This is a genomic window from Paenibacillus sp. P4_A9 (assembly GCF_056402415.1).
The window spans coordinates 51,221-61,818 of record NZ_JBFUHL010000036.1 but is presented as its reverse complement, the minus strand read 5'-3'; the positions used below and the strand labels follow the sequence as shown (position 1 = coordinate 61,818).

The window sequence follows — 10,598 nt, the reverse complement described above, 5'->3', positions numbered from 1 at the left end:
ATGAGATTTCCCAGTATGTAAGACCCCTTGTAGACGACGAGGTTGATAGGTTCGAGGTGGAAGTGCGGCAACGTATGCAGCTGACGAATACTAATCGGTCGAGGGCTTAACCAAAATTCCTAAGAATATTACTTTACGTGAAGTTTCGTATCTAGTTTTCAAGGCGCAAACAAAYGCTTTGACTGTTTGGTGATGATGGCGGAAGGGATCCACGCGTTCCCATCTCGAACACGACCGTTAAGCCTTCCAGCGTCGATGGTACTTGAACCGCAGGGTTCTGGGAGAGTAGAACGTTGCCAAGCAACTGAAAGAGCCTTACTTGGAGTAATCCAGGTAAGGCTCTTTTTTGTCTTTAGGTTGCTGACCCTAGCAGGGTTGACTCCATCTACGATCATTTTAAACGAAAGATCTCAATAATTTAGATGGAGTTTATCCAATTAATCGCCTACTTACTGCATATAACAGGACGTTTCTTTACTAGATATCTTCACTAAACCAGCTTTTCGATACGGTTGAAAACGTAGAAGCATCCATAGCCGCGGGAGGAGCATCCAGCAGTGAAAGATTGTCAGGTGGAGCAGCCAAGTACCAGGAATCCACGGATACATAATTAGAATCAATGCAAGGCCGATGCAGAACAGGTGTAGCTGTACTTTGGTAACGAGACGGACGGATGCATTGCCTTCAGGTAAGAAGCCGGACCAGAAGATGCCCCAACGATATGACCAACCGCGCATAGCCATTCCAATGGTAAAGTGGAAATAAGCGCGAATAAGCAACGTATGAAAGATGAGCACAAGCGGGTAGCTAACTAAGAGTGGCAGCCAGTGAGATGGATCGAATTTATAGAAGAGTACGAGAATTAGAGAAGTATAATAGAGAACTATTTTATATATGGAATGATAAAAACGCCTTATCAACGTATAGCTATAAATCGTAGATTGTTTGGATAAATTGGATTCTTGTTTGATTGACATAGATTGACCTCCGCGCTGCGGTAACGTGTTATGAAGGTATTATCGGCATCTTCCTTCCAAAATATGAGCGTTTAGCTAGTTTAGGAGAATCGAGAATCGGACATACTAGTCGTAAAAGATCGTGGGGTGATCATATGGAGGAGAATCGGTTTGGACTATGTATGATTTGCGAACAACAACGAATTGGCGGAATTCATATTGTGACGGCATTCATATGTGATGAATGTAGTAAAGAAATCGTCAAAACCAATGTTTCTGACCAGAAGTATACGTTTTTTGTGAGTCAGATGAGGAAGGCATTTTACATGGGAAATTCGAGACAATATATGAATTAAGAGGAGAAGCTTCTTTTAAAGAAGCTTTTTTTGTTTTTTTGTCGCCAATCCACTACTATTAGGGTAAATCGAAAATTGAAAGCTCACGAAGCTAGGGGAGTTTGATCCGTTTGTGCAGTGAACAGTCACATAAGATCAGAGCCCCGCTATATGAGGCTATGGTTGCCCATCACGCTAAGAAGTCCGTTAGCCTGCATGTTCCAGGTCACAAATCAGGCCAGGGGCTTCTGGAAGAAGGAATAAGCTTTCTACAAACAGTCATGTCCATTGATTATACAGAAATTACAGGCCTTGATGATTTGCATCATCCAGAGGGCGTTATTTTGGAGGCGGAGCAGCTCGCGGCAGATTGCTTTGGTGCGGAGGAGACGTATTTTCTCATTGGCGGGAGTACGGTTGGTAATTTAGCGATGATCGGAGCGGTTTGTCATAAGGACGAGATCATTCTCGTTCAAAGGAACGTACATAAGTCCGTCATTCATGGGCTCATGCTGGCAGGTGCTCAAGCCGTATTCCTAGCGCCAGGCATTGACCACGAAACAGGCGTCGCTACAGGCCTACGAATAGAAGATGTTAAACAAGCGCTTGAGCAGTATCCAACTGCAAAGGCGTTATTAATAACAAATCCGAATTACTATGGAATAGGAACTCAGTTGAAGCCTTTTGCAGATCTGATGCATGAAAAGGGGATGCTCCTTCTAGTGGATGAAGCTCATGGTGCACATTTCGGCTTCCACGACGAGGTCCCTGCGTCGGCCTTATCCCAAGGCGCTGACGCCGTCGTGCAGTCAACACATAAGATGCTGACCGCGATGAGCATGGGAGCCATGCTGCATGTGCAAGGACCAAGGATCAATCGAAGGGCGATTCGACATTTGTTGGCGATGCTTCAAAGCTCAAGCCCGTCTTATCCGATCATGGCATCCTTGGACTTAGCGAGAAAGCGAATGCATACCGAGGGTCATGCTTGGATAGAACGAGGACTCAGCATGATGAAAGAGTTTAGAGCAGGTTTAGAGAAGCTGCAGGTGTTACATGTCTACCCCCGACAATATCCGCAACAAAGCAGCGGGGGAGCCAACGAAACAGCAGATCCTTTTAAGATTTCTATTTATGATCCCACGCATCGCTTGTCTGGAGCTGAGCTCAAAGATAAGTTAGAGGCCGAAGGCTGCTTTGTAGAGATGACGGATGGCTATCTGGTTTTACTTGTATTCTCCCCTGCTAATTCTAGGGAGAATATGCTTCAAGTTCTCCGTGTATTAAGCAACATTTGTTTGGACATCGCGAACCAAAAGCAGGAACTTCAGGCGCCTATCTCGAATATAGTTAAATTACCCACCTACGCACCCATCTCCTCGCCAATAGGCTTTGACCGTAGTGTCGTGTTTCAAGCAGCGACCAAAGAGGTTCAAATAGAGGAAGCGATTGGGAAGCGTTCAGGTGATATGGTAATTCCTTATCCGCCGGGTATTCCTTATTTGTATCCAGGTGAAGTTATTACGGCTTCTGTAGCTGAGGCACTTGTATTCTTAGCTAGTCAGGGCATCAGGTTCCAAGGAACCCATTTTGGACAGACGCACAAATTAACTATATACACAGATCACGAAGGAACTTCGTGAGGCAGTATGCAGGAGGATCACGTGAACGGAATTTTCATTACGTTTGAAGGGCCGGACGGCGCCGGAAAAACAACTCAGCTTAAGAAAGTAGCGCAGGAACTGCATAAATTAGGACATGACGTGCTCGTTACAAGAGAACCTGGTGGGACTGCAATCAGTGATAAAATTCGCAGTATCATTCTGGACCCTGTTAACGAGGAGATGGTGGATCAAGCAGAGGTACTGCTTTATGCGGCATCGCGTGCGCAGCACGTTCACGAGCTTATTCTTCCAGCACTGAAAGCGGGTCGAATTGTACTCTGCGATCGTTTTATTGATGCCAGTGTGGCCTATCAGTCATATGGTCTCGGCGTCGATATTGAAATGGTGAAGAGTATTTCGAAATACGCTAGCTCAGGGCTGCAGGCAACAAGGACTTATATAATGGACGTACCTGTAGAAGTAAGTTTAGAGCGATTGAATCAGCGAGCAGGTGCTGGTGACAGTACACAGCAATTGGATCGTATTGAGCAGAAAAATGTCGATTATCACAGCAGGGTGCTAGCAGGCTTTCATCAAATTGCTGCTGATCACCCAGAGCGTGTCCGTATGATTGACGCTAACCGCAGTGTAGATCAGATAGCCGCGGATATATGGCAGGATTGCAAACAGTTGCTTAAGGAACATATTTCCGGCTAAAGCGGAAAACCAATTCTTAGTTTATAATATAAGGAGGCATCACCTATGAAACTAGTCGTAGCCGTTGTACAGGATAAAGACAGCAACCGTCTTTCTAACGCTTTAATTAAGGAAGGGTTTCGAGCCACGAAGCTGGCAAGTACCGGTGGATTTTTGCGTGCGGGGAATACTACCTTTATGATTGGTACGGAAGATGACCGAGTGCAAGAGGTGATGCAGGTGATTCGAGCTAATTGTAAAATTCGTGAGCAGCTAGTAACACCCGTTTCTCCAATGGGGGGGACGACGGATTCGTACATTCCATTCCCAGTGGAAGTGCAAGTGGGTGGAGCGGCCGTTTTCGTATTACCTGTCGAAAGATTCGAGCATTTCTAGTCATAATCAAATCTACACAAGGATGGATTCGTCTTGAAAATTAATCCGGGGCTGCAGCCCATCGGTAAGAATATTAAAGTGGGTGAGAATGTCCCCCCGCCGCAGATGGCGCCTCGGAATTTCTCGGACATCATGCAGCAGCATGATGAGAAGTATACGCAGGAACAGCTGGCTAAAATGGTTCAGCAAATCACGCTCCAAGGCGATCGCTTGTCGAGGGGCATGACCGTGAGAGAGTTGCTCCAGTATAAGCTGTTGATTCGTCAGTTTCTCGAGGAAACAGCTAGGCGAGGTGTCAATTTAAGAGATACGAAGGGCTGGGATCGTCGCGGCCGTTCGAAGCGATATAAGCTTTTAGAAGAAATCGATCAAGAGCTCCTCTCATTAGCCGATGAGTTATTGGAGAATGAGCAGGGGCGGATCGAAATATTGCATAGAATCGGAGAAATCCGAGGAATGCTGATCAACTTGTTATTTTAAAAAATATAAGCGTGTAATGGGGCGAAAATAAATGTCCTTCCAAGCGATACCGGGACAAGCGGCGGCGAAACGGCTGCTGCAGAACGGACTGCGTCAAGATAGACTTTCACATGCGTATATTTTTAGTGGTCCTGTTGGGACGGGCCGTTCCGAAATGGCATTAGCACTCGCCAAAGCGATCTATTGTCAGAACGGGACGGATGACGCATGCGGCGAATGCTTAGAATGCCGTAAGGTCGAGCATGGCAATCACCCAGATCTCCATATGGTTGCTCCTGAAGGCGCTTCAATTAAAATTGAGCAGATCCGGGAGTTGCAAAAGGAATTCGCGTACCGTGCAACGGCGTCTGGAACGAAGATATATGTGCTGTACCATGCAGAGAAAATGACGGTACAGGCTGCGAATAGCTTACTGAAATTTCTAGAGGAACCGAACTCTCGTGTAGTAGCGATTCTGATCACCGAGAACGGAAATGCCCTGTTACCGACGATTCAGTCGAGGGCACAGTGGATCCAATTTACGCCAATGGCACGTGAGCAAATGGTGCTCGCATTGCTGGAAGAAGGCCTTCCTGCGGCATTAGTTGGGCCTGCATCGCATGTAACAGCAGGATTGCAAGCGGCCAGAGATTTAATTGGCGCGAATTGGTTTGCAGAAATGAGAACCGTAATGTTACAATTAGCGAAGGAGACGCTCACACGTTTCCCTACTTCCATGATTACCGTGCAACAGCGGATTGTGAAAACAGAACTTGCGGATCATGTTTCGACGTTGTTCGACCTATTGATCCTCTGGTTTAAAGATATGGTGCAGTTGCGCCTTGAGCGCAGAGATAAGCTTGTATATTATGACCAGCTTGACTGGATGAGCTCCCTCGCGTTAAGTCGAGATGTCTCAGCCTGGGTGCGTATGATGGAGCAGGCCGTAGATTTACAAAAGCGACTGCGTTCCAATGCCAATTCTCAGCTGGTTATAGAGAAAATGCTCGTGGAGATGCAGGGGGTGTAAGATGTACTCAGTGGTTGGCGTCCGCTTCAAGAAAGCGGGTAAAATATATTATTTTGACCCCATTGATTTACCGATCGAGCAAGAAAGTGCCGTTATTGTTGAGACCGCACGCGGTGTTGAATACGGCAAGGTCGTGGTGGGCAAAAAGACCGTCAAAGAGAACGATGTGGTTCTGCCACTCAAAAAAGTCATTCGTATTGCGGATGATACGGATGCTGATTTGGTTGAAGAGAATAAAAAAGCAGCCAAGGACGCTTTCCAAACGTGTCACGATAAAATTAAAGACCATAGTCTTAAGATGAAGCTAGTGGACGTAGAGTATACCTTTGACCGAAATAAAATTATCTTTTATTTTACGGCTGAAGGACGCGTCGATTTCCGTGAGCTTGTGAAGGACTTGGCGAGTATTTTTCGGACAAGAATTGAGCTCCGTCAAATTGGTGTGCGCGATGAAGCGAAGATGTTGGGTGGCATAGGTCCGTGTGGGCGAATTCTATGTTGTTCCTCGTTCTTAGGTGATTTCGAGCCAGTGTCCATCAAGATGGCCAAAGACCAGAATCTATCCCTGAATCCGACCAAAATATCGGGATTATGCGGAAGATTAATGTGTTGCTTGAAATATGAACATGATAACTATGAAAGCGCCAAAGATTCTCTGCCGACGGTTGGTCGACTAGTGATCACCTCATTTGGCAGCGGGAAAGTTCTGGGTCTCAATATTAAAGAACGTACGGCAAAGGTTCAATTGTTTGATCTTGGGAAAGCGCTAGATCTACCATTCGATGATGTTGTTGAACAAGAGTAGAAGATCGAGGATCCAAGGGGGCGCTGGCCAGTAAGCATGCATGGCACTAGAGGTGAAAGCGTGGATAAACAGGATATTTTTGGACAAATAGATGGGATCGAAGAACGAATGGGTACCACGTATGCTGAATTAGGTGCCTTGAAGAAACGGATTATTACCCTCATCGAAGAAAATAAGAGATTAAGCATAGAGAATCAGCAGCTGCGTAAGCTCATCCGCCAAGAGGAAACGGTGGTTGAGGAGCCGACGAGAGATACTGATGAAGAACCGGTGCAGTTACCAGGAGCCGGATATGATAATTTAACCCGCTTATACAACGAAGGATTTCATATTTGCAATGTATATTATGGACACCTTCGGACCGAGGGAGATTGTTTGTTTTGCTTATCCTTTTTAAATAAATAAGACGTTTGGCCGTAGGGGTGTATCCCTTACGGTTTTTTTCCATAATAAGCAAGGAAGAGAAAGGAAAGACGTATGAAGCAAGTTTCGCTATTACCAACAGAACGAATCGATGATTTATTAACTTATGATTTGAAAATTATCCAAAGTGATGAAGTGTTCAGTTTTTCCATGGATGCTGTTCTCTTGGGGAGGTTCAGCAGTGTTCCTCCTAAGGGGCGAATCGTCGACTTATGTACAGGGAATGGTGTGGTTCCCTTGTTGTTATCCACGCGAACTCGAGCTGAGATATGGGGCGTCGAAATTCAAGAACGTCTAGCGGATATGGCCGTGCGGAACGCTGAGATTAATGAGTTATCGGATAGGCTTCATATGGTGCAGGGAGATTTGAAAACGATTCATAAGACACTAGGCCATGGGCAATTCGATGCCGTCACCGTAAATCCACCTTACCTGCCTGTGCCGAATGGGGAGCAGAATAGCAATGTGCATTTTGCGGCGGCGCGACATGAAATTCATTGCAATCTAGAAGATGTTACTGCGGCAAGCGCCAAGTTAGTAAAAGCCGGAGGTAAGGTGGCAATGGTGCATCGTGCTACACGAGTGGTCGACATCGTCTGCCTAATGAGGCAGTACCGCATCGAACCGAAGCGAATTCGCTATGTGCATGCGCGCGCAGGCGAAGAAGCGATGATGGTGCTAATTGAGGGAATGAAGGATGGGAAGCCGGAGATCCGCACGCTACCGCCTCTCATCGTATACACAGAGAATGAGGAGTATTGCCAGGAGCTGAAAGACATCTATTATGGAGGTCGGAGCTCGCTTGAATTCTCGTAAGCAGGTTAATTGTATGATTAATATAAAGTGATGAGGGATTTAACTGTGAGTTTGACGATACAAAAAAGCTACCGCGAGGATCATAGCGGTGTAGGAACGCTATACTTGGTTGCCACGCCGATCGGCAACCTCGAGGATATGACCTTCCGTGCGATCCGCACACTGAAGGAAGTGAGCATGATTGCCGCTGAGGACACGCGGCAAACGCGCAAGCTGCTGACCCACTTTGAAGTCGCTACGCGACTGGTCAGCTATCACGAACACAACAAGCAAGCAAGTGGCCCCGAACTGGTCCGCTTGCTGCTTGAAGGGCAGAGCATCGCGCTAGTCAGCGATGCAGGGCTTCCGGCCATTTCCGACCCAGGTTATGACCTGGTGCGGATGGCCGTAGAAGAGGGCGTGCCGGTGGTACCCATCCCCGGCGCGAACGCGGCCCTGTCAGCGCTGATTGCATCAGGCTTGCCGACAGAGCGGTTCTCCTTCGTCGGTTTTCTCCCCAGGGAGAAAAAGGACCAGACGAAGTTGCTTGAAGGGCTGCAGCATGTGCAAGACACATTGCTGTTCTATGAATCTCCGCACCGCGTGGAGAAAACACTTCTGCGCATGGCGGAAGTGTGGGGAGCGGAGCGCAGGGTTTGCCTCGCCCGCGAGCTGACGAAGCGGTACGAGGAGTTTGTGCGCGGCACGATCGCAGAGTGCCTCGCACATTTAGAGCAGTACCCGCCGCAGGGCGAGTACTGCGTGATCGCCGAAGGCGCGTCAGACGCGGCGGTGCAGGAGGCGGCCGACGGTTGGTGGGAAGCGAAGTCGCTCGGCGAGCACGTCGCCCACTACGAGGATCGCGGGATCGATCGCAAGGACGCGTTGAAGCTAGTCGCGACGGACCGTGGATTATCGAAGCGTGATGTGTATAATGCGCTTCTTGAGCGTTAAAGGGCGCAGAATGACATAGAACAGGAAAAGGCCCCTTATGGGGGCCGGATCCCTGTACAGGATTGATTTTATCTTTGTTGCCCAGCTTAGACACTTGCTTGCCAATGTCATCTTTGCCCTGATACAAAAAAAGATCTCTAACCCGTGGCCGAAGCCAACAAAGTTAGAGATGAAAGGAGATATGAAAAAGGTTAGAATTACCAATAGGATAAGTGCTACTTCTATTATATACTACTTTTCTTATTTTGTCACAGGTGTTGGCATTTCTGCTAAACAAATATGACAAACAATTTTTCCCTTAAAGTACGAGACGTTCTCCGCATTGCCACAGAAGATACAAGCAGGCTCATATTTCTTCAACATGATGCGTTCGCCGTCTACATATATTTCCAGAGCGTCTTTCTCGCCAATACCCAACGTGCGGCGCAGCTCGATTGGAATTACAACGCGTCCTAGTTCGTCCACTTTTCTAACAATTCCGGTAGATTTCATCATATATATATAAAACCCCTTTCGATTTTATCAAATTTTTATCAAGATCGTCATGTTTCGACATTTGCTTATGACTTATGATACCAACGATTCCCAAAATAGTCAACCATATTTTCGCTGAAAATGAGCTAGTTAATCCCCAAATTCATTATTTTTGTGACATGGTTAAAAACGGTAATGGCGCTAGGAATAAGGGGTTGTAAGGGGGATATTACGAGCTTTTCAAATCCCCTTTTCTTAAAAAATATTGGAAAAACAGATTTTGAGAAGCTGGAAAATTGGAAATTTGAAATTCGACAAAAAACGACATTTTAAAGGATTGTTTGTCAAAAATGTCGAAACATTTACTAATATTAGGGAGGTCAATACCACATGAAAGAAGAAAAGGTGTTTAAAGATCCCGTTCATAAATACATTTATGTGCAAGATGAGACGATTTGGGATTTAATTAATACACGGGAATTTCAACGATTGCGCCGTATTCGCCAATTAGGCACGTCCTATTTAACCTTTCACGGTGCAGAGCATAGTCGCTTCTCTCACTCGCTAGGCGTATACGAGATTACGCGGAAAATTATTTCGCAGTTCGAACGCAATCACTATGAGGACTGGCCGAAGGAGGAGCGTCTGCTCTGCTTGTGTGCGGCTTTGCTCCACGATTTGGGACATGGTCCGTTTTCACACTCCATCGAAAAGGCATTCGGGACAAGGCACGAGGACTGGTCCTGCCGCATTGTGCTCGGAGATACCGAGGTGAACGAAGTGCTGAGCCGGGTCTCACCTGATTTTCCGAAAAAGGTGGCCGGAGTCATTTGTAAATCGTATAGCGAAGAAATAGTAGTTAGCTTAGTATCTAGTCAGCTGGATGCGGACCGCATGGATTATTTGCTGCGTGATGCTTACTTTACAGGCGTTAATTATGGCACATTTGATCTGGAGCGAATTCTTCGGGTGATTAGGCCCTATAAGGGACATATCGTTGTCAAAGAGAGTGGTATGCATGCCGTTGAGGACTATCTCATGTCTCGCTATCAGATGTACTGGCAGGTTTATTTCCATCCAGTAACGCGAAGCGCAGAAATACTTTTGCATAAAATATTTGCACGCGCCAAGCATTTATATGAGGAAGGCTATAATTTCGGATTTATGGTGGAGCCGATTCTTCATCTGATTCAGAATCAAATCACCTTGGAAGATTATTTGTTGCTCGATGAGTCGGTCATGCAAACGATGCTAACCTTTTGGAGTCAAGAGAAGGATGATATGCTGGGGGATATGTGCAAGCGTTTCTTAGACCGTAAATTGTACAAGTACAGTACCTTCGACGGAGATCAGGTGCAACTCATTCAGCGCATGGAAATGGTGATGAGAGAGGTTGGCTTCGACCCGACTTACTATATGGAGATCGATTTTCCTTCAAATCAATCCTATGACGTGTACAGAGCTGGCGAAAATGATGATAATTTGCCAATCCTTTTGCTGGATCATAAGGAAAACTTAACTGAAATTACACATCGCTCGGAAATTGTGCAGTCGATTAGTGGCTTTCAGATGGGGAAGCACCATGTGTACTATCCAGAGGAGTTGCTTGAAAGGTTGAATGCTGAAGACTATCTGGATGTTTGGGAGATGTTGGGGGAGCAAGAGTAGCAA

13 protein-coding genes and 2 rRNA genes are annotated in these 10,598 nt (G+C 46.4%); 13 read left to right on the top strand and 2 right to left on the bottom strand.

The window, feature by feature from the left end; translation table 11 throughout:
• Positions 1 to 114: ribosomal RNA gene (locus AC1DVJ_RS20740) — 23S ribosomal RNA — on the top strand; the annotation flags it as partial.
• Positions 115 to 185: 71 nt separating this feature from the next.
• Positions 186 to 302: ribosomal RNA gene (rrf, locus tag AC1DVJ_RS20735) — 5S ribosomal RNA — on the top strand.
• A 147-nt stretch (positions 303 to 449) separates the two neighbouring features.
• On the opposite strand, the gene AC1DVJ_RS20730 is transcribed toward rrf, so the two are convergent.
• Positions 450 to 977, bottom strand: a complete 528-nt coding sequence (locus AC1DVJ_RS20730; RefSeq protein ID WP_477593110.1) for a hypothetical protein — start codon at positions 975 to 977, stop codon at positions 450 to 452.
• A 134-nt stretch (positions 978 to 1,111) separates the two neighbouring features.
• Here AC1DVJ_RS20730 and AC1DVJ_RS20725 point away from each other — a divergent pair, with 134 nt between their 5' ends.
• The 10 genes from AC1DVJ_RS20725 (at position 1,112) to rsmI (ending at position 8,453) form a co-directional block, all read left to right on the top strand.
• Positions 1,112 to 1,312: a sigma factor G inhibitor Gin gene (locus AC1DVJ_RS20725; protein WP_477593109.1), complete on the top strand. Its 201-nt coding sequence runs from the start codon at positions 1,112 to 1,114 to the stop codon at positions 1,310 to 1,312.
• A gap of 110 nt (positions 1,313 to 1,422) precedes the next feature.
• On the top strand, positions 1,423 to 2,934 hold the full coding sequence (locus AC1DVJ_RS20720; RefSeq protein ID WP_477593108.1) for an aminotransferase class I/II-fold pyridoxal phosphate-dependent enzyme: 1,512 nt from the start codon (positions 1,423 to 1,425) through the stop codon (positions 2,932 to 2,934).
• Positions 2,935 to 2,955: 21 nt separating this feature from the next.
• Entirely contained in the window at positions 2,956 to 3,612 is a 657-nt protein-coding gene (gene tmk, locus AC1DVJ_RS20715) for a dTMP kinase (RefSeq protein WP_477593107.1), read from the top strand.
• A 45-nt stretch (positions 3,613 to 3,657) separates the two neighbouring features.
• Positions 3,658 to 3,987 (top strand): cyclic-di-AMP receptor, encoded by a 330-nt coding sequence (locus AC1DVJ_RS20710; RefSeq protein ID WP_056618038.1) that lies wholly within the window; start codon positions 3,658 to 3,660, stop codon positions 3,985 to 3,987.
• Between the two features lie 33 nt (positions 3,988 to 4,020).
• Positions 4,021 to 4,467 (top strand): YaaR family protein, encoded by a 447-nt coding sequence (locus AC1DVJ_RS20705; protein ID WP_477593106.1) that lies wholly within the window; start codon positions 4,021 to 4,023, stop codon positions 4,465 to 4,467.
• 31 nt (positions 4,468 to 4,498) lie between these two features.
• Positions 4,499 to 5,476 carry a DNA polymerase III subunit delta' gene (gene holB / locus AC1DVJ_RS20700; RefSeq protein ID WP_477593105.1) on the top strand — a complete coding sequence of 326 codons (978 nt, stop codon included), beginning with the start codon at positions 4,499 to 4,501 and terminating at the stop codon, positions 5,474 to 5,476.
• Between the two features lies 1 nt (position 5,477).
• Positions 5,478 to 6,281 (top strand): PSP1 domain-containing protein, encoded by an 804-nt coding sequence (locus AC1DVJ_RS20695; RefSeq protein WP_065854292.1) that lies wholly within the window; start codon positions 5,478 to 5,480, stop codon positions 6,279 to 6,281.
• A 60-nt stretch (positions 6,282 to 6,341) separates the two neighbouring features.
• Entirely contained in the window at positions 6,342 to 6,686 is a 345-nt protein-coding gene (gene yabA / locus AC1DVJ_RS20690) for a DNA replication initiation control protein YabA (RefSeq protein ID WP_477593104.1), read from the top strand.
• Positions 6,687 to 6,758: 72 nt separating this feature from the next.
• Positions 6,759 to 7,520, top strand: a complete 762-nt coding sequence (locus AC1DVJ_RS20685) for a tRNA1(Val) (adenine(37)-N6)-methyltransferase (RefSeq protein ID WP_477593103.1) — start codon at positions 6,759 to 6,761, stop codon at positions 7,518 to 7,520.
• Between the two features lie 30 nt (positions 7,521 to 7,550).
• A complete protein-coding gene (gene rsmI / locus AC1DVJ_RS20680; RefSeq protein ID WP_477593102.1) occupies positions 7,551 to 8,453 on the top strand; it encodes a 16S rRNA (cytidine(1402)-2'-O)-methyltransferase in 903 nt (300 codons plus the stop codon).
• 240 nt (positions 8,454 to 8,693) lie between these two features.
• Here the strand turns inward: rsmI and AC1DVJ_RS20675 are convergent, their stop codons facing one another.
• Positions 8,694 to 8,948, bottom strand: a complete 255-nt coding sequence (locus tag AC1DVJ_RS20675; RefSeq protein ID WP_028557356.1) for an AbrB/MazE/SpoVT family DNA-binding domain-containing protein — start codon at positions 8,946 to 8,948, stop codon at positions 8,694 to 8,696.
• A gap of 369 nt (positions 8,949 to 9,317) precedes the next feature.
• On the opposite strand from AC1DVJ_RS20675, the gene AC1DVJ_RS20670 reads away from it, so the two are divergent.
• Positions 9,318 to 10,595 carry an HD domain-containing protein gene (locus AC1DVJ_RS20670; RefSeq protein ID WP_477593101.1) on the top strand — a complete coding sequence of 426 codons (1,278 nt, stop codon included), beginning with the start codon at positions 9,318 to 9,320 and terminating at the stop codon, positions 10,593 to 10,595.
• Positions 10,596 to 10,598 lie beyond the last annotated feature (3 nt).